Genomic DNA, 22,766 nt, shown 5'->3' on the forward strand with positions numbered 1-22,766 from the left:
GTGTTGCCCCGCGGTTTCGGCCGTGTCAAGTGTCCTCGATACCGTCCCAACCCCATTTCATCCGGTACGCCGGGATTCGCCCCGCCACCGACCTTGACACCCGGCCACGGCACGTCGCAGTCTGGTCACGCGGCTTGGAGAGCGCTCTCCAAGCCTTCCCTCACAGTGACGACTTCGACACGGGGTGATACGTGTGAGCACGACGGCGGTGCAGGCCACGCAGGGCCGGCTGACCTTCCCCTCGGACTTCTGGTGGGGCGCGGCCACGGCGGCGTACCAGATCGAGGGCTCAGTGGCCGACGACGGCCGCACCCCGTCGATCTGGGACACCTTCGCGGCGCAGCCCGGCCGGATCGCCGGCGGCGATACGGGCGCGACGTCGACGGGGCATTATCTGCGGTACCGCGAAGACGTGAAGCTGATGGCCGAGCTGGGCCTGTCGGCCTACCGGTTCTCGGTCGCGTGGCCGCGGATCCGCGCGGCCGGCGGCGCCGGCTGGAACGAGCCCGGCCTGGACTTCTACGACCGCCTGGTCGACGAGCTGCTGGCCGCCGGCGTGCGCCCGGTGGCGACGCTGTACCACTGGGACCTCCCCCAGGAGCTCGAGGACACCGGCGGCTGGACGAACCGCGAGACGGCGCTGCGCTTCGGCGACTACGCGGCCGCCGTCGCCGCGCGCCTGGGCGACCGGGTGGCCATGTGGAACACGCTCAACGAGCCGTGGTGCTCGGCGTTCCTGGGGTACGGCACGGGCGGCCACGCGCCCGGCCGGCGCGGCCACGTGGGCGCGCTCACCGCCACCCACCACCTGCTGCTCGCCCACGGCCTGGGCGTCGCCGCCCTGCGCGCCGCCGGCGTGACCGGCACCGTGTCGGTGGCCCTCAACGCCGGCGCCGTCCGCCCGCTGACCCCGTCCCCCGCCGACGCCGACGCGGCCCGGCGCATCGACGGCCTGCTGAACCGCATCTTCTTCGACCCGATCCTGCGCGGGTCGTACCCCGCCGACACGATCGAGGACACGAAGGACCTGACCGACTGGCACTTCGTCCGCCCCGCCGACCTGCCGGTGATCTCGGCCCCGATCGACGCGGTGTGCGTAAACTACTACCAGCCGGACCTGGTCAGCGCGGCCCCCGACGGCCTGCTCGACCACAACACCCCGTACCCGACGGCCCAGTCCGTCCAGTTCCACCCCACGCCCGGCCCGGTGACGCACATGGGCTGGTCGATCGACCCGACGGGCCTGCGCGACCTGCTGCAGCGCATCCGCCGCGACTACGGCGACATCCCGGTGTACGTGACGGAGAACGGCGCCGCCTACGAGGACCGCGTCGGCCCCGACGGCGGCGTCGACGACCCGGAGCGCATCGACTATCTGCGCGCCCACCTGGCCGCGGTCCACGAGGCCATCGCATCCGGCGTGGACCTGCGCGGCTACTTCGTGTGGTCGCTGCTGGACAACTTCGAGTGGGCCTTCGGCTTCAGCCGCCGCTTCGGCCTGATCCACGTCGACTACGACACGCTGCAGCGCACGGTGAAGTCGAGCGGCCGCTGGTACTCCGAGGCCATCGCCCGCAACGGTCTCTAGGTGGCTGGTGTTAAACGGTGGTTGGCCGGTGCTGCCGGTCGGCCACCGTTGGTCCTTGGGGCTTGGTCTGTCGATGGTGTAACGGGCGGTTCTTGGCGTGGATCCGTTGGCGCGTAGGCGTTTGTGGCGGTCGGCCGGCATCAGTGAGTTGCTGTTGTGGTGTCGGTGGTGGTTCAGGCGGGTTTGAGGGTCCAGCCGCTGCGGGTGGTGTGGGTGAGGCTGAGGGTGGCGAGTCTGGCGAGGTTGGTTGCGGCGGCGAGGAGGTTGAAGTCGGCGGCGGTGCGTAGCAGGCCGCGCATGCGGGCGCGACGTCCGCCGTGGCGGTGGCGCATGAGGTGGGCGATCTTGCGTTCGACCTTGGGGCGGGTCGCGCGGTAATCGGCCTGCCAGTCGGGGTCCTGCTGGCGGGTGCGGGCGGCGGTGAGCCGGGCTTCGTGGTGGCCGATCGTGATGCTGCGGCCGGTTTTGGAGTCCGTGCATCCGGGCTGCAGGGGGCAGGTGGTGCAGGCCCGGCCGAAGTCGGCCCGGCCTGCGTGGCGGCCTTGGCCGCGGGCCGGCCGGATCCGGATGGTGGTGCCGTTGGGGCAGGTCACCGTGTTCGCGTTGAGATCGATGTCGAAGCGGTCTTTCGGGTACTTCCCAGCGGGTGCGCTCGGTGGCTGCACCTTCGTCATCGCGGTGATCGCGGCGGTGTCGAGGTGGTGCAGGACCTCACCGGCGCCGTAGGCGGCATCGCCGTAAACCGCTGCGGTGCCCTCGGCCGGGCTGGTGCCGGCCGGGCTGGTGAGGTCGGTGATGAGGCCGGCGACGGGTTCGGCGTCACCGGTGTTGCCGGGGGTGACCGCGGTCGCGGTGATGACCTCACTGTCGGGGTCGACGGCGATGTGGCCTTTGTAGCCGTCGAAGCCGCGGTGGTTGGTCTTGTGCCCGTGCCGGGCCTGCGGGTCGACGGTGGAGATGACCCGGTCCGGGGCGACCTTCCGAGCGATCCGCAGGGTGCCGTCGGGGCCGGTCTCCAGGTCCTGGCCCAGCACGGTGGCCAGCAGCCGGGTCGCCTCGCCGACCGGCGCCGGCAGGTCCTTGACCCCGTCGAGCGCGGCGAGCAGGGCGTAGCCGTCGCGGGCCCGGGAGTCCACGAGCGCCTCACGGGCGGCCGGGTCGTCCCAGTCGATGACCGGCTTGCCCGCCGCGGCGTACTCGTCGCCGCTGCCCAGCACCGCCCGCAGCCGGCCCGCCAGGCCGTTACCGGCGACGGTGAGCAGCCCGCGGATCGCCGAGCGGATCAGCGTGATCGTGTCCATCGTGGCGACCGCGTCATACAGGGGTGTGGAGTCCAGGACCCGCCGCCGGCCGACCAGACCAGCGGCCCGAGCGGCGGCCAACGCCACCTCGAAGATCCGGTCCGGCTGCCGGGAGCGGCGCAGCCGCTCGCGCATGTCGACCAGCACGGTATGGGCGAACCCGGCCCGGCCGCCGTCCCAGCCACCGACCCCGGCGGCGTAGCGCCACCGGGCGTCGAACGTGAACCGGTCCACCGCCTCGCGGTCGGACAGTCCTTCCAGGCGTTGCAGCACCATCACCGTGGCCACCACCGAGGGCGGTACCGACCGGCGGCCGACCGCGGCGAACAGGTCGGTGAACATGCTGTCCGGAAACAGCGTCTCGCGATGCTCGTGCAGGAACCCGAAGATCGAGTTGCCCGGGAGGGTCTCGCCGCAGAACCGGGTAACCGGGTCCAGCAAATCCAACTGCTGTGACGCCCTGCCTAACGCCATCCCAGCAAACTAGCCGAAATACATCGAAAACGATGGCCGCCACGCCGGTGCCGGCCATCGTTTAACACCAGTCACCTAGCGCTCGTCGAGGACGCGGCGCATCTTGCCGGCGGAGCGTTCCACCGCGCCCGGGGCGAGGACCTCGACGGCGATCGTCACGCCGATCGAGCTCTTCGCCGCGCGCCGCAGGGACGCGACCGCCGCCGCGGCGGACTCCGGTGAGGCGTCCGGGCGGCGCTCGGCGCGCACGGTCAGCACGTCGAGGCGGTCCTGGCGGGTCAGCACGCACTGGAAGTGGGGCGACAGCGCCGGCTCGCGCAGCAGCAGCTCCTCGAGCTGGGTCGGGAACACGTTCACGCCGCGCACGATCATCATGTCGTCGCTGCGGCCGGTGATCTTCTCCAGGCGGCGCATCGTGCGGGCGGTGCCGGGCAGCAGGCGGGTCAGGTCGCGGGTGCGGTACCGGATGACGGGCATCGCCTCCTTGGTCAGCGACGTGATCACCAGCTCGCCGCGCTCGCCGTCGGGCAGGACGGCGCCCGTGACCGGATCGACGATCTCCGGGTAGAAGTGGTCCTCCCAGATCGTGAGGCCGTCCTTCGTCTCGGCGCACTCGTTGGCCACGCCGGGCCCCATGACCTCCGACAGCCCGTACACGTCGACGGCGTGCATGTCGAGGCGCCGCTCGAGCTCGGCGCGCATGTCCTGCGTCCACGGCTCCGCGCCCAGGATGCCGACCTGCAGCGACGACGAGCGCGGGTCCAGCCCCTGGCGCTCCATCTCGTCGACGATCGCCAGCAGGTACGACGGGGTGACCATGATGACGTCGGGCCGGAAGTCGCGGATGAGCGTCACCTGGCGCTCGGTCATGCCGCCGGAGACGGGCACGACCGTGCAGCCGAGGCGCTCGGCGCCGTAGTGCGCGCCCAGCCCGCCGGTGAACAGCCCGTAGCCGTACGCGACGTGCACGATGTCGCCCGGACGCCCGCCCGACGCGCGGATCGACCGGGCCATCAGGTCCGCCCACGTTTCGATGTCCTTCGAGGTGTACCCCACGACGGTGGGCCGGCCCGTGGTACCCGATGAAGCGTGCAGGCGCGAGATCCGCTCCCGCGGCACCGCGAACATCCCGAACGGGTAGTTGGCCCGCAGGTCGTCCTTCGTGGTCATGGGAAAGCGCGAAAGGTCCGAGAGCTCGGACAGATCCGCCGGCAACACGCCCGCCGCGTCGAACGCGGCCCGGTAGTGCGGCACGTTGTCGTAGGCGTGGCGCAGGGTCGACCTGAGGCGGGCCAGCTGCAGGGCGGCCAGCTCGTCGCGGGAGGCGGTCTCGATCGGCTCCAGGGTGCCCGGGGCGGGGGTGACGTCGCGCACATGAACATCCTGCACCCGCAGCTCAGCTCGTGCGTGCTCGCGATCACTCCGCATCCACGAGAGATGATCTTTCTGAATCGATACAGTAAGACTCATGAAGACACTCAGCAGACGGATGCGCGCCGCCGTCGAGACCACCCGGGCGCGCCGGCGGCTGGCGCGGGAGATCGCGGCGTACCAGACCCCGGCCGAGCGTCACGAGCTCGACCTCATCCTCGGCCGGCACACCGCGGAGCAGATCGCCGAGATCGACGCGATCCTGCGCGGGTAAGGGATTCTGTACCTACTAGTATGTACGGCATGCACGCCATGCAGTACGAGCTGACGCTGCCCACCGACTACGACATGGGGATCATCCGCGAGCGCGTGCGCCGGGGCGGCCACGCGCTCGACGACCGGGCGGGGCTGGGCCTCAAGGCGTACCTGATCCGCACCGCGGGCGCCGACGGCTCCCCCGTCAACCAGTACGCGCCCTTCTACCTGTGGAACAGCACCGATGCGATGGCGCAGTTCCTCATCGGGGGCGGCGGCTTCCACAACATCGTGCGCGACTTCGGCCGCCCGCCCGTCAGCCACTGGACCGGCGCGGCCGCGATCACCGGCCCCGGCCACGGCGCCACGCCGGTCACCGCGACCCGCCTCGTCGCGCCCCTGCACTGGGGCGAGGACCTGCCGGCGCTGGCCGAGCGGCCCGGGCTGCACACGGCGGCGGTGGCCTTCGACCCGTACCGCTGGCAGGCTGTCCGCTTCGCCCTGTGGACCACCCCGGAGCCGGACGACCCGCAGGCCACGGAGCGCTACGAGGTGCTGCACCTCTCCGCTCCGGAGCCCGTGTCATAGCGCGGCGAGGGCCGCCTCCACGGTCTCGAACATCGCGAACACCTTGTCGAGCCCGGTGATCCGGAAGACGCGCCGGACCCGCTCGTCGGTAACGACGACGGCGAATGCCCCGCCGCTTTCCTTCGTCCGGTTGTACGCCCCGATGAGCACGCCCAGCGTCACCGAGTCCAGGAACGTCACCGCGGACAGGTCCACGACGAGCCGGTCGTGCTCGTCGAGCGCGGCCCCGACCGTCTCCCGCATCTGCGTCGCGGTGCCGACGTCGAGCTCGCCCTCGGCCCGCACGACCCCGTACCCGCCGACCGTGTCGATCGTGAACGCCACGCATAGAAGGTAGCGGTCACCGGCGCCGCCGGTAGGGCGGGGTGGCCGCCGCGCGCTAGTGTGGGGCGACCTGTGTCGAAAGGGCCACGATGCGCGACGAGCCGGCCAAGCCGATCGAGATCCTGCTGGTCGAGGACGACCCCGGTGACGTGCTCATCACCCGCGAGGCGTTCGCCGAGCACAAGCTGCGCAACCGCCTCACCGTGTGCACCGACGGCGCCGACGCGCTGCGCCTGCTGCGCCGCGAGGGCGCCTACGCCGCGGCCCCCCGCCCCGACATCGTCCTGCTGGACCTGAACCTGCCCGGCGTGGACGGCCGCGCGGTGCTCAAGGCGATCCACGCCGACCCCGCGCTGAACCGCATCCCGGTCGTCGTCCTCACGGCCTCGAGGGCCGAGGAGGATTTCCTGCGCAGCAGCGCACTCCAGGTCGACACGTACATCGCCAAGCCCGTCGACTTCGCCGGCCTGATGCACGTCGTCCGTCGCATTGAGGCGTTCCACATCAGCGTCGAGCGCGCGGTCACCGCTCCCTGATCCGCTGTCCGACAAGTCGGGCGCTCCGCGCCACGACTTGTCGGATTTATACGTTGTCGGGCGATAAATCCGCGCGGAAGGCGCCTGGTCGCGTTCATGCGGCCCGCGCCGCGCCCGCCTCGCCGCCACCGGCCTGCACCGGCCGCACACGGCCCGCACTGCGCCTGACCTTCGCGAGCCACCGCCGAATTGCGCCGCGACAAACATCAAATTTTATGAAATATCGGATATGTCGGGCGCGCCAGCGCCCGACATATCCGGTTTCGGCGGCGGGTCGACGCCCGCCGGGAGGCGCCGATACGCGGGCATGTAAAGCGTTCTTGACACGATGTCGGCTCCGCTTTACCTTCGTACATGTCAAGGATGTTTTACATGGAGGGCCGATGTCCTACCTGGAGAAGAAGGCCTGGGTCTACGCGGTCGTGGCCCTCGTCGTCCCCGTCGTCTACGCCGCCATCCTGCTCGCCCGCACCCCCGCCGGCGGAATCGCCGCCAGTCACTACGTCACACCGATGATCGTGGCCATCGCCGGGGCGATCGTGCTCAACATCCTCGCCACCGCCGTTGCGGGGTCCGGGGCGCCGCGCGAGGCCAGGGGCGGCGACGAGCGGGATCGGGCGATCGGGCGGCTCGGGGAGTACGTCGCCTTCTACGCGGTCAGCATCGCGTCCGTCGTGCCGCTGGTGCTGGCGATGCGCGAGGCGCCGTACTTCTGGATCGCCAACTCGCTGTACCTGGCGTTCGCGCTGGCGGCGTTCGTGTCGTCGGTCGTGAAGATCGTCGCCTACCGCCGGGGGTTGTAGGCGCGTGGGCAAGCCGACCCGAGTCACCAACTCGATCCGGGCGCTGCGGTTCGCGGCCGGGGAGATGACCCAGCAGGACCTCGCCGAGCGCATCGGCGTCACGCGGCAGACCGTCATCGCCATCGAGCAGGGGCGGTACTCGCCGACCCTCGAGACGGCGTTCCTGATCGCGCGCGTGTTCGGGGTACCACTCGAAACCGTCTTTCAGTATCCGGAGGAGCAGCCATGACGTCGCAGCGGGGCCTGGCCCGGATCGCCGGCGTGTTGTACCTCGTCGTCGCGGTGTGCGGCGGCTACAGCCAACTGTTCGTGCGGCAGCGGCTCGTGGTGCCCGGCGACGCCGCCGCCACCGCGGCGCACATCCGCGAATCGTCCGGGCTGTTCATGCTCGGGCTGGTGTCCGACCTCGTCAACATCGTGTGCTTTCTCGGGGTGGCGCTGGTGTTGTACGCCCTGTTGTCCCCCGCCTCGCGCTGGCTCGCACCGTCGGCGCTGGTGTGCAACGCCGTCGCCGTCGCGGTGATGGCCACCAACCTGCTCAACCACTACGCCGCGCTCGTCGCCGCCCGCGGGCCTGACGACCGCCTCGCCGGGCTGTACATGGACGTGTTCGCACAGGGGTACCTCATCGGCCAGATCTTCTTCGGCCTGTGGCTGCTCCCCCTCGGCCTGGTCATCTACCGCTCCGGCCTGATGCCCAGGGCGGTCGGCGTGCTGGCGATGCTCGGCTGCGCCGGCTACCTCGGCGACCTGCTGCGCACCCCGGCGTCGCCGGTCCTGCTGGGCCTGGCCGCCGCCGGCGAGATCTCGCTGGTGCTGTGGCTGCTCGCCGGCCGCATCCGCACCGCGGCCACGACCGCGCCGGCGGCGGTGGCGGCATGAGGGCGATGGTCCGCGAGGAGTACGGCGCGCCGCTCGAGCCGCGCGACCTGCCGGAGCCGCGGCTCGGCGCCGACGGCGTGCTCGTCGAGGTGCGGGCGGCCGGCGTCGACCAGGGCGTGTGGCATGTGGTGGAGGGGCTGCCGTACGCGGTGCGCCTCGCCGGCTTCGGCGTGCGCCGCCCGAAGCGGCCCGTCCCCGGCCTGGACGTCGCCGGCGTGGTCGCCGCGGTCGGCCCGGCGGTGACCGGCCTGCGGGTCGGCGACGAGGTGTTCGGCGCCGCCGACGGGGCGTTCGCGCAGTTCGCGGCGTCGGACCCGGGCCGGCTGGCCCGCAAGCCACAGCGCACGACGTTCGCGCAGGCGGCGACGGTCGCCTCGTCCGGCGTGGCCGCCCTGCAGGGCCTGCGCGACGCCGGCCGCCTGCGGGCCGGCCAGCGCGTGCTGGTGCTGGGCGCGGCGGGCGGGGTGGGCACGTTCGCCGTACAGATCGCGAAGGCCCTCGGCGCCGAGGTGACCGGCGTGTGCTCGACCGCGAAGACCGACGTGGTCCGCTCCCTCGGCGCGGCCGACGTCATCGACTACACGAAGGGCGAGCCGGCCGGGCAGTGGCACCTCGTCCTCGACACCGGCGGCGCCCGCCCGCTCAGGGCCCTGCGCCGGCTGCTCACCCCGTCGGGCACCCTCGTGATCGTCGGGGCCGAGCGCGGCGGCCGCTGGCTGCAGGGCACCGACCGGCAGCTGCGGGCCGGGCTGTTCGGCGGCCTCGGCCGCCCGCGGATGGCCGCGCTCATGTCCCGCGTCGCGCCCGAGCCCCTGCAGACGCTGCGCGAGATGCTCGACGACGGCCGGGTCACGCCGGTGATCGACCGCACGTTCGGGCTGGAGGAGGCGGGAGCGGCGATCGCGTACATGCGCTCGGCCGCGCGCACGGGCAAGGTCGCGCTCACGCTCTGAGCCGCGGTACCCCTTCGGCTCCCTCATCGACGAACGCCACAATCCCGGTCACGTCGATGCCGTGCGGCGGGTCGTCGCCGTAGGCCGCGATCCGCAGCGCCGCCCGCTCCAGCAGCCGGGCGGCGCCGGCCGCGTTGCCGCGCTTCGCGTGCGTCAGCCCGACGGCGAGCTGCGCGAGCCCCCGCCACAGCTCCCGTTCACCCTCCGGCGCCGCCTTCCACGCCGCCTCGAGCACCTCGTGCGCGTGGAACGGCCGCCCCTCGTCGAGCAGCCGCTGCGCCCGTTCGAGCGCCTCGTCGGGCGTCACCGACAGGTCGTCGGGCATCGTCGGCACGCCGGCCGCCCCGCGGGGCAGCGGCCGCCCGAGCTCGTCGCGGGGACGGGCGTTGCGGGCCCGCCCGGCCGCGTCCCGATCACGTTGCCGATCCACCCTCCGACCGTACTTCACGAGAATCCGTGACGGTGGGATCGCTCGATGTCGGGCATGATGTACCGCGTGACGCTTTGGGAATATGCGAGGCTGGAGTACCGTGCCGCGGGCACGCTGGGCACGGACAAGTTCGAGGACTGGGACGCCGTGTTCCACCACCCCGGCGGCGTGCAGCGCTGGGGCACCGACGAGCGGTTCAACGACCTGCGCCATCTCAACCGCGCCGGCGCGGAGGGCTGGCAGGCCTACGACCGCGCCGCGATGATCATCGGCCAGCCGCACCGCCTGCACGCGGTCACGTACTCGCTGCGCCGCCCGGTCGAGCGCTAGCCCCTCGGCCCCTCCCAGCCTTCTGCCACTCCCGGCGGAGCCGCCGTACGGACACTCGACGGCAACGGCTTCGCGAAGGAGGGCGGGGCTGACCGGCCTGGGCTCTACGGACGCGGCCCCGCCGGGCGCTGCCTGGCCGCGGCCGGCGGCGGCCGCGAGCTGGACCTCCTACGGCACCGAGATCGCCCTGGTGGTGACCGACCCGGCGATGCTGGACGCCGCCCGCGCTCGGGTCACGGAGCGCCTGAAGGCTTTCCAACGGGCCGGCGTGCCGCGACGACGGCCGCCCGGTCGCGACCAGCCCCGCGCTGGCCGAGCTGGTCGCGGCTCGTTGCACGCCGCCTGGGACCCAGCGTTCGCGGTCCGCGCGCCGTGGCCCCCGAGCCCGACGATCTCGGCGCGCCTCCCCGCGACCGCCCCGCCGCGCTTGATCGCGTGCCCGGCGGCGGGTTGGCGCGACATCCGCCTCGAGGACAGCCGCCTGACGCTCCCGCCCGGCCTGCGCCTCGACCTGGTCCCGCCGTCGGCAGCGCCGGCCGCGCCCCGGCCGGCGGCTGGCGAGTCCTGGTCCAGGACGGCCCCGGCAAGCCGGCCTGCACGATCCGCCCTGCACGACGGCGCCGCGATCGCGACGGTGAGCACCATCGCGGACCCGCCGCCAGCCACACGCGCGGCCGCCGCGCACACCGCGTCCGGCGGGCTCGCCGGGCCGCCTGCCGACGACAACCCGAACGGCCGCGTGCACGGCCACCCGGCGGGCAGCCCCGGCACCGGTCAGGGAGCGCCCACCCGCCTCGCGGCCGACGACCGCCGAGTCCACACCACCCGATCCTGGCCCAGCTGACGCCGCCGGTGACGCCAGCCCGGACAAAGACCCCAAGAGCAGCGCGGCTGCCGGACGACAAGGCTCGGCGAGCGAGCGGCGGTGACGCGCGGGCGCGGGCGTCGAAGGCGAAGCGATGTCGAGGCCGGACGCAGCCGGGGCCGTTCCGCAAAGGCGCAAACCCGAGCACGTCGCGAGCCGGCGGCGGCGCTTCCGGTTTTGCTTTTCCACCGTAACCCATGCCACCTAAACGATCTCCGCGAGCGAACGCGCACCGTAACAACCCGTCACGCATTGGCGATGAGCTATCGTAAGGAATGTTTACAGAGAGTCTGCCGCGGCATCAGCTCGACGTGCCCGATCCGGCGCCCGTGCCCGTTGCCGTGGGTGGGTTCGAGTGGTTCGGGGACATGGCGCGGGCCGCGTTTGCGCACCGGCATGCGTTCTACGAGATCGTGCTGCTGACCGCGGGGCGAGGGGCGCACGTCATCGACCTGCATGAGTATGCGCTGCGGCCGCCGCAGCTGTTCGTCATTGCGCCTGGGCAGGTGCATTACTGGCGTAACGCGCGCGGGCTCGCCGGGCGGTTGCTCGTGTTCGGGGACGAGGCGCTGCTGGCGTACCCGGGCGACCGCAGGCTCCTGCTCCAGGCGGCGCCGGCCGTGCGGCTGCGGGCGCGCGAGGCGCGCGGGCTCGGTGGGCTGTTCAACGACCTCGCGCGGGAGTACGCGGACCGGCCCGCCGGGTTCGAGAGCGTCCTGCCGGCGTTGCTGCACGTGCTCGTCGTCCGGGCGCACCGGCTGGGGGCCGCGACCGGGAGCGTGCCGAGCGACCCGCTCGCGGCGGCCTTCGTGCGGCTGATCAACGACAACGGGGGCGAGCGCAGCGTCGCGGCGTACGCGCGCCGGCTCAACACGCGGCCGCAGCGGCTCGCCGAGGCCGTCAAGGCGGCGACCGGGGAGCCGCCGGGGAGGCTCATCCGGCGGGCGCAGGCGCTGGAGGCGCGGCGGCTGCTGGCCCGCACCGAGCTCAGCGTCGCGCAGGTCGGGCGGGCGGCCGGGTTCGCCGATCCCGCGTACTTCAGCCGGTTCTTCCGCCGCGAGGTCGGGCTGACGCCGAAGGAGTACCGCGAAAAGCACCAGGAACGGCCGGCCCAGTCCATCGACGGTGACGGATGCACTGCCTAGTGTCGGTCGGGTCCGTGGCGGGTGAACCCCGTCGCGCATCCCCACACACCGGACTCGGCCCAGGAGGCCAGGAGGTACCGCACCATGCGCATCACCCGTAAGCAGCTGCTCAAGACCGCGCTCGCCGCCGCACCACTGCCGATCCTGCTCGCCGGCGGCACGATCGAGCAGGCCGCGGCGCAGAACGCGCCGCTGGACCCGACGCCGATGTGCGACGACGGCGACGAGACGCACGAGCAGATCGAGGGGCCCTACTTCAAGCCGAACTCGCCGGAGCGGACCAGCATCGCGACCGGGCTGCCGGGGACGCGGCTGACGTTGAGCGGGTTCGTGTTCGGCATCGCGTGCCAGCCGATCGCGGGGGCCCTGCTCGACTTCTGGCAGGCCGACGACTCCGGGGCCTACGACAACACCGGGTTCCGGCTGCGCGGGCACCAGTACACCGACGCCCGCGGGGCCTACGCGCTCTCCACGATCGTGCCGGGGCTCTACCCGGGGCGGACCCGGCACATCCACGTGAAGGTGCAGGCGCCGAACCGGCCCGTGCTCACGACGCAGCTGTACTTCCCGGGCGAACCCCGCAACAGCACCGACACGCTGTACGACCCGGCCCTGCTCATGACGGTGCGAAACGGGAACAACGGGCGGGAGGCGTCCTTCGACGTCGTCCTTGACATCCCGGGAACTCCGCCCTCCACGCCGCCCACGACGCCCCCGTCGTCGCCGCCCGGCGGGAGCACCTGGACGGCCGGGCGGACCTACAAAACCGGAGATCAGGTGACGTACGCCGGGGTCACGTACCGTTGCCTGCAGGGTCACACCGCGCAGCCGGGCTGGGAGCCGCCGAACGTCCCGGCGCTTTGGCAAGCGGTTACATGACACGATCTTGAGTCGGAATGTGGACACTTCCGCGCGTTTGTGACCCGTAACCGGTACGCCTACCCGGTACACATTCGGAACCCGGGAGGCTCCACACCATGACCACACCCGACGCCCAGCCGCAGCCGCCTCAGCAGCAGCCGCCCGTTGGGCAGCCGCCCATGGGGCAGCCGCCGATGGCGCCGCCGCAGCCCGCGAAGAAGGGTGGCGCTGGTCTCAGGATCATCATCGCCATTGTCGTCCTCGTCGTCATCGGCGGCGGTGTCTGGTTCTTCAACCGCGACGCCGCGCTGAAGGCCAACGTCGGCGACTGCCTGCACCAGAAGGGCGCCAACGACCTCGCGATCGTCAAGTGCGACAGCGCCGACGCGGACTTCAGCGTGCTCGGCAAGGTCGAGAACAAGCGCGAGACCGAGACCGACGCGGCCTGCGACCAGTTCCAGGACGCGACCAACACCTACTGGGAGGGCGAGTCCGGCAAGGAGGGCACCGTCCTCTGCCTCAAGGCCACCAAGTAGCTGGCTTCGGTACCGCGGGCCGGCGCACCGGCCCGCGGTACCACCCGGCAACGGATCAGTAGCCGGGGAAGACCTTGCGCAGGTCGTCGAGCGTGATCGGGCCCGTGATCGAGACCGACGCCGGGGTGTACTCCGGCTTGAGCCGCCCCGCGGCCAGGCGCAGCCACGCCTCCAGCGGCAGGTCCAGCTCGCCGTCCGGCGCCTCCGGCGCGGCGGTCAGCGCGACCGGGTCGGCCAGGCGCAGGCCCAGCTCCTCCCCCGTGTCCGTGAGCCGCACCAGCAGGTCCGCGGTGCGCCCGTCGAGGTTGGCCGGCTTGGCGATCCAGCCGAGCAGCCCCTCCACGCGGTCGGCCATGAGCGCGGCCGCCTCCGGCGCGAGGGTCGCCGCCGGGTCGAAGGCGACCCGCACGTCCCAGTCGTGGTAGCCGAACTCGCTCAGGCGCAGCACCGCCGACGTGGCGACGTCCACCGGCTCCGGCATCCAGCCCAGGTCGATGCGGTGCTCCTCCTTCTGCTGCGGCGTGAACGCCTCGTACGCCTCGACGAGCCGCGCGTTGGCCGCCGGGAACGCCGCCTGCCGCTCCTGCGGGGTCATGGCGTCCCAGCGGGCCCACACGCCCTTGTTGAACTCGAACTCGGGCGCCGGGCGCCCCTCCAACGACGCCCGCAGCGCCTCGAGGTTGATCTCGGCGCCGCTGCCCAGGTGGCTGACGACCTGCGAGACGTCCCACTCGCTGGCCGCCGACGGGCCCGTCAGCTGCTCCGGCGTGAGGCCGGCGACGAGCGCGGAGAGGTCGTCGTGACCCTTGCGCAGGGCGGCGATCGCCTGGTCGGCTCGGGTACTCATGTGACTCCCTAGAGGTTGAAGCGTAAACAAACCGGTGACGCAGCACACGATATCCGTGCTCGATCTGCAATATTGCCTGCGCCGCAACATCAGGTAGCTTCACATGATGAACGCGGGGGTCAGGGCGGGTGAACGGGAAAAAACCACGAGGTTACGCCCGAGAGCCTGGACCGAACTCCTGCTGGTGCTCGGCCTCTTCCTGGCGTACAAGGTCGGCCGGCTCGCCGTCGACGGGCGCGTCGGTGCCGCCTACGCCGACGCCGATTTCGTGTGGCACCTCGAGCGTGTGCTGCGCCTGCCCGACGAGGCGGACTTCCAGCACCTGCTGCTCGGCACCGAGGCGATCGTGCGCTCGGCCAACATCTACTACGCCGTCGTGCACTTCCCGGCCACGATCGCGTTCCTGCTGTACATGTACTGCTTCCGCCCCGAACACTACCTGCGGTTCCGGCGCATCCTGGCCTGGCTGACGGCCATGGGCCTCGCCATCCACTTCGTCTTCCCGCTGGCCCCGCCGCGCATGCTCGGCAGCCTCGGCCTGGTCGACACCGCCGCCGTCTTCGGGCCGTCGGTCTACGGGCCGCCGCAGACCGACACCCTGAGCAACCAGTACGCGGCCATGCCCTCCCTGCACGTCGGCTGGGCCCTCGTCATCGCCGCCGGGCTGATCCACGCCACCCGCACCGGCTGGCGCTGGCTGTGGCTGGCCCACCCGGTCCTCACGATGCTCGTCGTGGCCGGCACCGCCAACCACTACTGGCTCGACGGCATCGTCGCCGCCGCCCTCGTCGGCGTGCTGCTCGTCGCCACCAGCCGCCAGGAGCACCCGTCGCCGCCCGTCCCCGTCCAGCTGCGGCGGCGCATCGCGGTCCGGGCCCCGGCCGAGGCGCCCGAAGTTGTAAAGCCGACCTGAACGACGCGCCGGTGGCGCGGATGCGGTATCAAGGTCGCGTGGACTGGAACCTTCGCACCTGCGCGCGCCGCGGACACGTGACCTACGCCCCGACCGAGGACACGTTCCGCGAGAAGCTGCACGCAACCACGCCCGTCGGCGCCGCCTGGCGCTGCCTGCGGTGCGGGGACTTCGTCATCGGTGAGCCGCAGCAGACCGGCCCCGCCGAGCGGGCGCCGATCGTCCTGCGCGGCCGGGCCCTGCGCGACGCGCTCATCCTGCGGCTGCTGTCGCTGGAGCGGTTCATCAAGGGCCTGCTGTGCCTCGCCGCCGCCTACGGGGTGTACCACTTCCGCAGCCACCGCGACGGCGTCGAGCGCGCCTTCAACGAGGACCTGCCGCTGCTCAAGCCGTTCATGGACAAGATCGGCTGGAGGTTCGAGGACTCCGCGATGATCCACACGATCCGGACCGTCATCGAGGCCGAGTCCAAGACGCTGCTGTGGGTCGCCGCCGGCCTGGCCCTCTACGGCACGCTGCAGCTCATCGAGGGCGCCGGGCTGTGGATGCTCAAGCGCTGGGGCGAGTACTTCGCCGTCGTCGCCACCTCGCTCGGCCTGCCGATCGAGATCTACGAGATCATGGAGAAGGTGACCGTCACCCGCGTCGGCGCGCTCGTCATCAACATCGCCGCGGTGCTGTACATCCTGCTGTCCAAGCGGCTCTTCGGCCTGCGCGGCGGGCACGCCGCCTACGAGGCCGAACGGCACGAGACCAGCTTCCTCGAGATCGAGATCGCGGCCAGCGAGCCCACCCTGCCCAAGGGCCTGCGCAACCCGAAGGTACCCGTCGGCGCTCGGTGACGAACGCGTCGCCGAACTGCCACTGGCGGACGACGTGTGGGCGTCGTATAGTTGAACGCGAGACCGGCATCTTCCCCCGTGGATGCCGGTCTTCTTATTCTCCGACCGTCTTGCGGATCGTGCGGATCGCGTTCAGGTTGTGCTCCCGGGCGCAGGACTCCAGCACCGCCGGGTCGTCCTCGCCCCGCTCCAGGCGGTCCAGCAGCTCGTCGTGCTCGTCGACCGCCGTGGCCAGGCGCAGCGACGGGTACAGCGTCGCCAGCACCCGCGAGGCGTCGATGCGGTCCCAGATCGCGTCCAGCGACTCGATCACGTAGCGGTTGCCGCAGCAGCGGTACAGCACCCGGTGAAACCGCCGGTGCAGCAGCATGACCGCCGCGTGCTCGATCTGCTCGGCCGACGCCGCCGTGCGCAGCGCCCGGTTGAACTCCCGCGCCGCCGCGATGTCCGGCGCCGTCACCCGCGGCGCCGCCGCCGCGAACGCCCACCCGTCCAGCAGCGCCAGCATCTCGACGAGCTGCTCCCACTCGTCGTCCTGCAGCGTGGCCACCCGGGCGCCGACGTTGCGCTCGAAGTGCACCAGCCCCTCCGCCTCCAGGCGGCGGATCGCCTCCCGCACCGGGACCGGGCTCACGTCCAGCTCCCGGCCGATGCTGCTGAGCACCAGCCGGTGCCCCGGCCCGTAGCGCCCGTCGATGATGCGCTCACGGATCTCGCGGTACGCGATCTCGTGCTTCGAGGGCTCAGGCTGCACGGCCACGTCCAGTCTTGACAGGGCCCGCGCCCGGGCCATAATCATATACGAAAATCATATACGATCCGCCCTCGGCGGTGCGGCCGAACAACGGGGGCCGCCGCACCACCGAGGGCGGGTCATCACGAGCCGGCCGTCGCGGCGCCCAGCTCGCGCGCCGACACCTCGCGCATCTCGACCTTGCGCACCTTGCCGGTCACGGTCATCGGGAACGCGTCGACGACCTTCACGTACCGCGGGATCTTGTAGTGCGCCAGGCGCCCGGACGTCTCCGTCATCCCGTAGCAGATCGTCACCTCGGCCATGCCCATGTCGGCGATGACCCGCTTCATCACGTGCACCGGGCACGGCGAGCCGGCCATGACGCCGGTACGCAGGCTCGACACGTCGTAGCCGGCGAAGTCGGGCAGGGCCAGCTCGGCGATGAACATCGTCGGCACGCCGTACAGGACCGTGCAGCGTTCCCGCTGTACCGCATCCAGGGTCTGGGCCGGGTCGAAGGCCCGCGCCGGGATGACCATGCACGCGCCGTGGCTGGCGCCTTGGGCGAGGTCTTGAGCTGCTGGGCGGAGACCGGCAGGCCCACGCCGGCCTGGTCCAGGACGTAGGCGAGCTCATGGGTGCGGTACGCCGGGTTGATGTTCACCAGGATCGCGCCGATCTTGGCGGTGGCGTACTGCAGGATGGTCCACTCCGGACAGTTCGGCGCCCAGATGCCGACCCGGGCGGCCGTGCGATCCAGGTTGGCCCCGATGGTCTCGCCCAGCATCGGGCCGTCGGCGGCCCCGACGGCGTACGACAGCGTTGTCATGGCGCCTCCAGTCACGCAAGTGGTGCTGTCACGATCTCACCGCGCTGCGCAAAAAGCACCGGGGTGCGTACGCTGAACGGGATGGGCGACACCCCGGCCGAACCGTTCTTCGGCGACACGGAGGTCAGCCGCGACCTGGCGGCGGTCGACTGGGCGGCGACCCCGCTCGGGCCGCCCCCGTCGTGGCCCCAGAGCCTGCGCACCGTCGTGCACATCCTGCTGGGCTCACGCTTCTCGATGTGGATGGCGTGGGGCCCCGACCTGACGTTCCTGTGCAACGACGCGTACCGCCGCGACACCCTCGGCAAGAAGTACCCGTGGGCGCTGGGGCGCCCGGCCCGGGAGGTGTGGGCGGAGATCTGGCCCGAGATCGGCCCGCGCATCGGCGGCGTCATCGAGACCGGCGAGTCGACCTGGGACGAGGCGCTGCAGCTGTTCCTGAGCCGCAGCGGGTACACCGAGGAGACCTACCACACCTTCTCCTACAGCCCGCTGACCGACGACCACGGCCGGATCGCCGGCATCCTGTGCGTGGTCAGCGAGGACACCGACCGGGTCGTCGGCGAGCGGCGGATGGCCGCGCTGCGCGACCTCGGCGCCGACCTCGGCCGGTCCTCCAGCGAGCCGGAGCTGCTGGCGGCGGTGACCGCCCGGCTCGCCACCCACGCCGACGACCTGCCGTTCACGCTCACCTACCTCTACGACGGCGAGCGCACGACCCTGGCCTGCTCGACCGGCGTCCCGGCCGGGCACCCGTGCGCCGACCCGGCGACCTGGCCGGCGATCGACGGCACCCCGCTGACGATCGGCGGGCTGACCGGCCTGCCGGCCGGCGCCTGGCCGGAGCCGCCGCGGGAGGCCCGCCTGGTGCCGCTGCCCCAGCCGGCCGGCGGGCGGCCCTACGGCTTCCTGGTCGTGGGCCTCAACCGGTACCGCCCGTTCGACGCGGCCTACGCCGGGTTCATCGACCTCATCGCCGGCCAGATCGCCGCCCGGCTCACCACCGCCCGCGCCTTCGAGAGCGAGCGCCTGCGGGCCGAGAGCCTCGCCGAGCTCGACCGGGCCAAGACGGCGTTCTTCACCAACGTCAGCCACGAGTTCCGCACCCCGCTGACGCTGCTGCTCGGCCCGGCCGAGGACGCCCTGGCCGACCAGGCCGTGCCGCTGCCCGAGCCGCAGCGGCACCGGGTCGAGGTCGTGCAGCGCAACGCCGAGCGGCTGCTGAAGCTCGTCAACACGCTGCTGGACTTCTCGCAGCTGGAGTCCGGGCGGCTCGAGGCCCACCCGGAGCCGCTGGACCTCGCCGAGGTCACCGCCGAGCTCGCCGGCATGTTCGCGCCCGCCGCCGAGCGGGCCGGGCTGCGCCTCGTCGTCGACTGCCCGCCGCTGCCCCGCCCGGTCCAGGCCGACCGGGAGATGTGGGCGAAGATCACGCTCAACCTGCTGTCCAACGCCCTCAAGTTCACCTTCACCGGGTCGATCACGGTGCGGCTCGTCCCGGCCGGCGACGGCGTCGAGCTCGCCGTCACCGACACCGGCGTCGGCATCGACCCGGCCGACCAGGGCAGGCTCTTCGACCGCTTCCACCGGGTCCTGGGCGCCCGCTCCCGCAACCACGAGGGCTCCGGCATCGGCCTGGCCCTCGTCGCCGAGCTCGCCGCGCTGCACGGCGGCAGCGTCGCCGTGCGCAGCCGCCCCGGCCAGGGCAGCACGTTCACCGTCCGGCTGCCCTACGGCGACGGCCCGGACGCCGCCGTCCCGGTCGACCCGGCCGAGACGGCGGTGCAGGTGCGCGGCTACCTCGCCGAGATCGACCGCTGGGTCGGCCTCGCCGACGCGGCGCGGGCGCCGGCCGTCCCGCCGCCCCGCTCCGCGCCCCGGGTCCTGGTCGTCGACGACAACGCGGACATGCGGGAGTACATCCGCCGGATCCTCGACGCCGACTACAACGTGAGCGAGGCCGCCAACGGCGAGGAGGCGCTGCGGCTGGTCCGCTCCGCCGCGCCCGACCTGGTCCTCACCGACGTGATGATGCCCAACCTCGACGGCTTCGGGTTCATCTCCGCCCTGCGCGCCGACGAGGTCGCCGGCCACCTGCCGGTCATCATGCTCTCGGCCCGGGCCGGCGACGAGGCGACCGTGGAGGGCCTCGACGCCGGCGCCGACGACTACCTCGTCAAGCCGTTCAGCCCGCGCGAGCTGCGCGCCCGCGTCCGCGCCAACCTCGAGTTCGACCGCATCCGCCGCACCCGCGACGAGCTGCAGCGCAGCCGCGAGCTGCTCGACCAGGCGCAGCGGCTGGCCTCCGTCGGATCCTGGGAGCTCGACCTCGCCACCGGCGACATCCGCGGCTCCGAGGAGTTCCTGCGCCAGTTCGGCGTCACCCCGGAGCAGCTGCTCGACGAGCAGGGCCGGGCCCTCATCAACCGCCGCGTCCACCCCGCCGACCGCGCCCGCGTCGACGCCGCGATCGACGCCGCCGTGCAGGGCGCACCCCTGGACTACGAGTCGCGGGTGCAGACGCCCGACGGCGACGTGCGGGTGTTCCGCACGATCGGCGAGCTCGAGCGGGACGCGGCCGGCCGCCCGATGCGCCTGCGCGGCTCCAACCAGGACGTCACCGAGCAGCGCCGCGCCGTGCAGGCCCTCGCCGCCGCGGCCGCCGCCCAGGAGGCCGCCGACCGCGAGCACCGCATCGCCGACCAGCTGCAGCGCAGCCTCCTGCCGCCGGTGACGCTCGCCCCGGAGCACCTCGAGGTCGCCGGCTACTACCGCCCCGGCGTGGCCGGCACGCAGGTCGGCGGCGACTGGTACGACGTCATCGAGCTCGGCGCCGACCGCACCGCCCTGGTCATGGGCGACGTCATGGGCCGCGGGGTGCCGGCCGCCGCGGTCATGGGCCAGCTGCGGGCCGCGGTGCGCGCCTACGCCCGGCTGGACCTGCCGCCGGCCGACGTGCTCGAGTACCTCGACGGGGTCGTGCGGGACCTGCGCGAGGACCAGATCGTGACCTGCGTCTACGCGGTGTACGACCCCGGGGAGCGCAGCCTGACGTACGCCAACGCCGGCCACCTGCCGCCCCTGCTCCTGCTGCCGGGCGCCGCCCCGCGCCCCCTGACCTCGTCCGGCCCGCCGCTGGGCACGGGCCCGCACACGCTGGCCGAGGAGCGGGTGGAGCTCCCGGTCGGGGCGCTGCTCACGCTGTACACCGACGGCCTGGTCGAGCACCGCGACCGCGACCTGGACAGCGGCATCTTCGCCCTGGCCGCGCTGGTCGGCGACGTCGCCGGCCCGCTGGCCGACGTCCCGGACCGCCTCGTGTCGAAGCTGCTGCCGGACGGCCCCGACGACGACATCACGCTGCTACTCACCCGCGTCGTCGGCGAGCCCGGCGAGGAGCAGTCGGTCATCCAGCACATCCCGGCCCACGAGCGCGCCGTGCGCGACGCCCGCCGGCTGGTCGACACCACCCTGACCCGCTGGCACGCCCCGCAGCGCGTCATCGACGACCTGGTCCTGATCGTGAGCGAGCTGGCGGCGAACGCCGTGCTGCACGGCCGCCCGCCGATCCAGCTCCGCCTGCGCCGCACGGCGACCCACGTGGTGCTGGAGCTGCACGACACGGCCCCGTACCTGCCGCGCAAGCAGCGCCCGGCCCCGGACGACGAGCACGGCCGCGGCCTGCAGCTGGTGTCGTCGCTGTGCGACCGCTGGGGCACCAGACCCACGGCCGACGGCAAGGCCGTCTGGTGCATGCGCTCGATCTGACGCCCTAGCTTTCGGCGAGGTGGGCGAGGATCGCGGCCCGGGTGGGCCGGCGGTCGATCTCCATGAAGCGCTGCGGGCCCGCGACGGGCTCGAAGCCGCTGCGGCGGTACACCTCGTGGGCGTCGCGCGTGGCCAGCAGCAGGCGCAGGACGCCGGCCTGCGTGAAGTCCTCGACGATCGCGTCGACCAGCCAGACGCCCAGGCCGCGGCCGCGGTGGGCGCGCTCGACGTACACGTCGCAGATCCACGCGAACGTGGCGCCGTCCGTCACGGCCCGGGCGAACGCGACCTGGGTGCCGTCCCGGTGGATCGAGTAGGGCACCGAGCCGTCGATCGAACGGGACACGACGTCGAACTCGCGGCCGGCCGCCCAGTAGGAGTCCTCGGACAGCCACCGGTGCACGGTGGGCTTGTCGACCCGGGCCGGGTCGCTGGTCAGGCGGTAGCCGTCGCGCTCGCGTTCGTTCACGCGGCGCAGCCTAACGCCGTGGCGGCCGGGGCGTCGCGGGCCAACTCGAGGTCAGCGGACCGGATCCCAGCCGTCGGCGCCGGACAGGTACGCCGCGGGCGGGCATGCCGCGCTCAGCTGCGGGCGGTCGGGGGTGGTCGCGGCGCCGGGGCCGCGGTTGTGAAACTCCCCGTAGCGCGCGTCCCGCCACGGCCAGGTGCCGAAGTCGGTCCACGGGCTCGGGCCGATATGGGCGCCGAGGACCGAGTCCTGGATCGTCACCTGGGCGACCGCCGCCGGGTCGTTCGACGGGTGCCACGGGCGGCCCAGATACACGCTGCCGGGCGGGGCGTCGGACGTGAGCCGGCACTGGGTGAACAGGAAGCCGTGCGGGTTGGCCAGGGACGTCGAGGCCGCGGTCACGTAGCCGTTGTTCGTCGCCGAGCCGCGGTCGAGCGAGTGCACGGTGCAGCGGTCCAGCACGGCGGTGGCCCGGCCGAAGATGAAGTCGACGTCGCCCTCGACGTAGCACTTGCGCAGGTAGACGCGGCTGACCGTGGCGGCGTCGGGGGTGTTGAGGTACAGGGTGTCCTGGTTGCCGAGGAACCGCACGTTGTCGAACACGATCCGGTCGGCCCGGGTGAGCACGGCGACCGCCTGGTGGCCGGCGAACTCCGGGTGGGCGTCCTCGTCGAAGGTGTTGGCGAAGGTGAGGTTGCGGGCGCTGTAGTCGTGCCCGGAGATGGTCACCGAGGCGCTGCCGGACGTGCCCCAGGTGCCGCTGCCGTCGGGCTTGGGGGTGCCGTTGGCCCGGTCGTCGCTGATGACGACCGCCGTGGGGTCCGGTCCCTGCCCGCGGAAGACGATGAAGGGCTTGTCGGCCGGGATGACGACCTGTCCCCGGTACGTCCCGGGCCTGATCTTCACCGTGAAGGCCGACGCGTTGCCCGAGGGCACCGCGTCGACGGCGGCCTGGATGGTGCTCACGTCGCCGCTGCCGTCGGCCGCGACGGTGATGTACGACCCGGGCCACGCCGAGGCGCCCCGGGCGACCGACGCGACCCCGGCCAGCCCGCCGAGGGCCCCCGCGAGCAGCACAGATCTGCGGCGCATCGGCCGCTCCCTTCTAGGAATGCGCTTT

At 72.6% G+C, this 22,766-nt stretch carries 25 protein-coding genes and 1 pseudogene; 16 read left to right on the forward strand and 10 right to left on the reverse strand.

The window, feature by feature from the left end; genetic code table 11:
* The first annotated feature begins 193 nt into the window (after window positions 1-193).
* Complete coding sequence (locus ACQEVU_RS30800) at window positions 194-1,588, forward strand: GH1 family beta-glucosidase (protein ID WP_433329649.1); 1,395 nt, start codon at window positions 194-196, stop codon at window positions 1,586-1,588.
* A 173-nt stretch (window positions 1,589-1,761) separates the two neighbouring features.
* On the opposite strand, the gene ACQEVU_RS30805 is transcribed toward ACQEVU_RS30800, so the two are convergent.
* Both ACQEVU_RS30805 and paaK read right to left on the reverse strand, forming a co-directional pair.
* A complete protein-coding gene (locus tag ACQEVU_RS30805) occupies window positions 1,762-3,330 on the reverse strand; it encodes an IS1182 family transposase (protein ID WP_433325354.1) in 1,569 nt (522 codons plus the stop codon).
* Window positions 3,331-3,438: 108 nt separating this feature from the next.
* Complete coding sequence (gene paaK / locus ACQEVU_RS30810) at window positions 3,439-4,737, reverse strand: phenylacetate--CoA ligase PaaK (RefSeq protein WP_433329651.1); 1,299 nt, start codon at window positions 4,735-4,737, stop codon at window positions 3,439-3,441.
* A gap of 94 nt (window positions 4,738-4,831) precedes the next feature.
* On the opposite strand from paaK, the gene ACQEVU_RS30815 reads away from it, so the two are divergent.
* A complete protein-coding gene (locus ACQEVU_RS30815) occupies window positions 4,832-5,008 on the forward strand; it encodes a hypothetical protein (RefSeq protein WP_433329653.1) in 177 nt (58 codons plus the stop codon).
* A 29-nt stretch (window positions 5,009-5,037) separates the two neighbouring features.
* Window positions 5,038-5,577 carry a DUF4865 family protein gene (locus tag ACQEVU_RS30820; RefSeq protein WP_433329655.1) on the forward strand — a complete coding sequence of 180 codons (540 nt, stop codon included), beginning with the start codon at window positions 5,038-5,040 and terminating at the stop codon, window positions 5,575-5,577.
* On the opposite strand, the gene ACQEVU_RS30825 is transcribed toward ACQEVU_RS30820, so the two are convergent.
* Window positions 5,572-5,901 (reverse strand): STAS domain-containing protein, encoded by a 330-nt coding sequence (locus ACQEVU_RS30825; protein ID WP_433329657.1) that lies wholly within the window; start codon window positions 5,899-5,901, stop codon window positions 5,572-5,574. The two genes, ACQEVU_RS30820 and ACQEVU_RS30825, sit on opposite strands and share 6 nt — an antisense overlap.
* An 89-nt stretch (window positions 5,902-5,990) precedes the next feature.
* On the opposite strand from ACQEVU_RS30825, the gene ACQEVU_RS30830 reads away from it, so the two are divergent.
* The 5 genes from ACQEVU_RS30830 to ACQEVU_RS30850 all read left to right on the forward strand — a co-directional run bounded on the left by ACQEVU_RS30830 (window position 5,991) and on the right by ACQEVU_RS30850 (window position 9,075).
* Window positions 5,991-6,437 (forward strand): response regulator, encoded by a 447-nt coding sequence (locus tag ACQEVU_RS30830; protein ID WP_433329659.1) that lies wholly within the window; start codon window positions 5,991-5,993, stop codon window positions 6,435-6,437.
* Between the two features lie 383 nt (window positions 6,438-6,820).
* Window positions 6,821-7,240 carry a hypothetical protein gene (locus tag ACQEVU_RS30835; RefSeq protein WP_433329661.1) on the forward strand — a complete coding sequence of 140 codons (420 nt, stop codon included), beginning with the start codon at window positions 6,821-6,823 and terminating at the stop codon, window positions 7,238-7,240.
* 4 nt (window positions 7,241-7,244) lie between these two features.
* Entirely contained in the window at window positions 7,245-7,469 is a 225-nt protein-coding gene (locus ACQEVU_RS30840) for a helix-turn-helix transcriptional regulator (RefSeq protein WP_433329663.1), read from the forward strand.
* Complete coding sequence (locus ACQEVU_RS30845; protein ID WP_433329665.1) at window positions 7,466-8,122, forward strand: DUF4386 domain-containing protein; 657 nt, start codon at window positions 7,466-7,468, stop codon at window positions 8,120-8,122. The genes ACQEVU_RS30840 and ACQEVU_RS30845 overlap by 4 nt, the downstream gene beginning before the upstream one ends.
* Complete coding sequence (locus ACQEVU_RS30850; RefSeq protein ID WP_433329667.1) at window positions 8,119-9,075, forward strand: NAD(P)-dependent alcohol dehydrogenase; 957 nt, start codon at window positions 8,119-8,121, stop codon at window positions 9,073-9,075. The genes ACQEVU_RS30845 and ACQEVU_RS30850 overlap by 4 nt, the downstream gene beginning before the upstream one ends.
* On the opposite strand, the gene ACQEVU_RS30855 is transcribed toward ACQEVU_RS30850, so the two are convergent.
* Window positions 9,065-9,505 (reverse strand): DUF309 domain-containing protein, encoded by a 441-nt coding sequence (locus tag ACQEVU_RS30855; protein WP_433329669.1) that lies wholly within the window; start codon window positions 9,503-9,505, stop codon window positions 9,065-9,067. The two genes, ACQEVU_RS30850 and ACQEVU_RS30855, sit on opposite strands and share 11 nt — an antisense overlap.
* 66 nt (window positions 9,506-9,571) lie before the next feature.
* On the opposite strand from ACQEVU_RS30855, the gene ACQEVU_RS30860 reads away from it, so the two are divergent.
* The 5 genes from ACQEVU_RS30860 to ACQEVU_RS30880 all read left to right on the forward strand — a co-directional run bounded on the left by ACQEVU_RS30860 (window position 9,572) and on the right by ACQEVU_RS30880 (window position 13,242).
* On the forward strand, window positions 9,572-9,835 hold the full coding sequence (locus ACQEVU_RS30860) for a hypothetical protein (protein ID WP_433329671.1): 264 nt from the start codon (window positions 9,572-9,574) through the stop codon (window positions 9,833-9,835).
* A 634-nt stretch (window positions 9,836-10,469) separates the two neighbouring features.
* Window positions 10,470-10,679: a hypothetical protein gene (locus ACQEVU_RS30865; RefSeq protein ID WP_433329673.1), complete on the forward strand. Its 210-nt coding sequence runs from the start codon at window positions 10,470-10,472 to the stop codon at window positions 10,677-10,679.
* Between the two features lie 296 nt (window positions 10,680-10,975).
* The gene (locus ACQEVU_RS30870; protein ID WP_433329675.1) at window positions 10,976-11,845 is read left to right on the forward strand and encodes a helix-turn-helix domain-containing protein; all 870 of its coding nucleotides are present in this window, start codon (window positions 10,976-10,978) and stop codon (window positions 11,843-11,845) included.
* Between the two features lie 84 nt (window positions 11,846-11,929).
* Complete coding sequence (locus ACQEVU_RS30875) at window positions 11,930-12,724, forward strand: carbohydrate-binding protein (protein WP_433329677.1); 795 nt, start codon at window positions 11,930-11,932, stop codon at window positions 12,722-12,724.
* A 98-nt stretch (window positions 12,725-12,822) separates the two neighbouring features.
* Complete coding sequence (locus ACQEVU_RS30880; RefSeq protein ID WP_433329679.1) at window positions 12,823-13,242, forward strand: LppU/SCO3897 family protein; 420 nt, start codon at window positions 12,823-12,825, stop codon at window positions 13,240-13,242.
* A gap of 55 nt (window positions 13,243-13,297) precedes the next feature.
* Here the strand turns inward: ACQEVU_RS30880 and ACQEVU_RS30885 are convergent, their stop codons facing one another.
* Entirely contained in the window at window positions 13,298-14,089 is a 792-nt protein-coding gene (locus tag ACQEVU_RS30885; protein WP_433329681.1) for a maleylpyruvate isomerase family mycothiol-dependent enzyme, read from the reverse strand.
* Between the two features lie 184 nt (window positions 14,090-14,273).
* On the opposite strand from ACQEVU_RS30885, the gene ACQEVU_RS30890 reads away from it, so the two are divergent.
* Together ACQEVU_RS30890 and ACQEVU_RS30895 are read left to right on the forward strand one after the other, a co-directional pair.
* A complete protein-coding gene (locus tag ACQEVU_RS30890; protein ID WP_433329683.1) occupies window positions 14,274-15,002 on the forward strand; it encodes a phosphatase PAP2 family protein in 729 nt (242 codons plus the stop codon).
* Between the two features lie 38 nt (window positions 15,003-15,040).
* Window positions 15,041-15,844, forward strand: a complete 804-nt coding sequence (locus ACQEVU_RS30895; RefSeq protein WP_433329685.1) for a DUF2127 domain-containing protein — start codon at window positions 15,041-15,043, stop codon at window positions 15,842-15,844.
* Between the two features lie 94 nt (window positions 15,845-15,938).
* On the opposite strand, the gene ACQEVU_RS30900 is transcribed toward ACQEVU_RS30895, so the two are convergent.
* The 3 genes and pseudogenes from ACQEVU_RS30900 to ACQEVU_RS30910 all read right to left on the reverse strand — a co-directional run.
* Window positions 15,939-16,643 (reverse strand): GntR family transcriptional regulator, encoded by a 705-nt coding sequence (locus ACQEVU_RS30900; protein WP_433329687.1) that lies wholly within the window; start codon window positions 16,641-16,643, stop codon window positions 15,939-15,941.
* 77 nt (window positions 16,644-16,720) lie between these two features.
* Complete coding sequence (locus ACQEVU_RS30905) at window positions 16,721-17,119, reverse strand: AMP-binding protein (RefSeq protein WP_433329689.1); 399 nt, start codon at window positions 17,117-17,119, stop codon at window positions 16,721-16,723.
* Window positions 17,120-17,220: 101 nt separating this feature from the next.
* Window positions 17,221-17,409: pseudogene (locus ACQEVU_RS30910) on the reverse strand (AMP-binding protein); the annotation flags it as partial.
* 81 nt (window positions 17,410-17,490) lie between these two features.
* Here ACQEVU_RS30910 and ACQEVU_RS30915 point away from each other — a divergent pair.
* Window positions 17,491-21,177 carry a SpoIIE family protein phosphatase gene (locus tag ACQEVU_RS30915; RefSeq protein WP_433329691.1) on the forward strand — a complete coding sequence of 1,229 codons (3,687 nt, stop codon included), beginning with the start codon at window positions 17,491-17,493 and terminating at the stop codon, window positions 21,175-21,177.
* Between the two features lie 4 nt (window positions 21,178-21,181).
* Here the strand turns inward: ACQEVU_RS30915 and ACQEVU_RS30920 are convergent, their stop codons facing one another.
* Together ACQEVU_RS30920 and ACQEVU_RS30925 are read right to left on the reverse strand one after the other, a co-directional pair.
* Entirely contained in the window at window positions 21,182-21,646 is a 465-nt protein-coding gene (locus ACQEVU_RS30920) for a GNAT family N-acetyltransferase (protein ID WP_433329693.1), read from the reverse strand.
* A gap of 51 nt (window positions 21,647-21,697) precedes the next feature.
* The gene (locus ACQEVU_RS30925; protein ID WP_433329695.1) at window positions 21,698-22,738 is read right to left on the reverse strand and encodes a pectinesterase family protein; all 1,041 of its coding nucleotides are present in this window, start codon (window positions 22,736-22,738) and stop codon (window positions 21,698-21,700) included.
* Window positions 22,739-22,766: the final 28 nt, after the last annotated feature.

The sequence above is a fragment of the Dactylosporangium sp. CA-139066 genome, from assembly GCF_050936175.1.
Lineage (GTDB): Bacteria > Actinomycetota > Actinomycetes > Mycobacteriales > Micromonosporaceae > Dactylosporangium.

What these genes read in the sequence shown, in the direction of transcription:
- ACQEVU_RS30815 (WP_433329653.1), top strand. Translation starts at nt 4,832, where the DNA reads ATGAAGACACTCAGCAGACGGATGCGCGCCGCCGTCGAGACCACCCGG.
- ACQEVU_RS30850 (WP_433329667.1), top strand. Translation starts at nt 8,119, where the DNA reads ATGAGGGCGATGGTCCGCGAGGAGTACGGCGCGCCGCTCGAGCCGCGC.
- ACQEVU_RS30845 (WP_433329665.1), top strand. Translation starts at nt 7,466, where the DNA reads ATGACGTCGCAGCGGGGCCTGGCCCGGATCGCCGGCGTGTTGTACCTC.
- ACQEVU_RS30925 (WP_433329695.1), bottom strand. Translation starts at nt 22,738, where the DNA reads ATGCGCCGCAGATCTGTGCTGCTCGCGGGGGCCCTCGGCGGGCTGGCC.
- ACQEVU_RS30830 (WP_433329659.1), top strand. Translation starts at nt 5,991, where the DNA reads ATGCGCGACGAGCCGGCCAAGCCGATCGAGATCCTGCTGGTCGAGGAC.
- ACQEVU_RS30870 (WP_433329675.1), top strand. Translation starts at nt 10,976, where the DNA reads ATGTTTACAGAGAGTCTGCCGCGGCATCAGCTCGACGTGCCCGATCCG.
- ACQEVU_RS30875 (WP_433329677.1), top strand. Translation starts at nt 11,930, where the DNA reads ATGCGCATCACCCGTAAGCAGCTGCTCAAGACCGCGCTCGCCGCCGCA.
- ACQEVU_RS30835 (WP_433329661.1), top strand. Translation starts at nt 6,821, where the DNA reads ATGTCCTACCTGGAGAAGAAGGCCTGGGTCTACGCGGTCGTGGCCCTC.
- ACQEVU_RS30900 (WP_433329687.1), bottom strand. Translation starts at nt 16,643, where the DNA reads ATGATTATGGCCCGGGCGCGGGCCCTGTCAAGACTGGACGTGGCCGTG.
- ACQEVU_RS30905 (WP_433329689.1), bottom strand. Translation starts at nt 17,119, where the DNA reads ATGGTCATCCCGGCGCGGGCCTTCGACCCGGCCCAGACCCTGGATGCG.
- ACQEVU_RS30880 (WP_433329679.1), top strand. Translation starts at nt 12,823, where the DNA reads ATGACCACACCCGACGCCCAGCCGCAGCCGCCTCAGCAGCAGCCGCCC.
- ACQEVU_RS30820 (WP_433329655.1), top strand. Translation starts at nt 5,038, where the DNA reads ATGCACGCCATGCAGTACGAGCTGACGCTGCCCACCGACTACGACATG.
- ACQEVU_RS30915 (WP_433329691.1), top strand. Translation starts at nt 17,491, where the DNA reads ATGGGCGACACCCCGGCCGAACCGTTCTTCGGCGACACGGAGGTCAGC.
- ACQEVU_RS30885 (WP_433329681.1), bottom strand. Translation starts at nt 14,089, where the DNA reads ATGAGTACCCGAGCCGACCAGGCGATCGCCGCCCTGCGCAAGGGTCAC.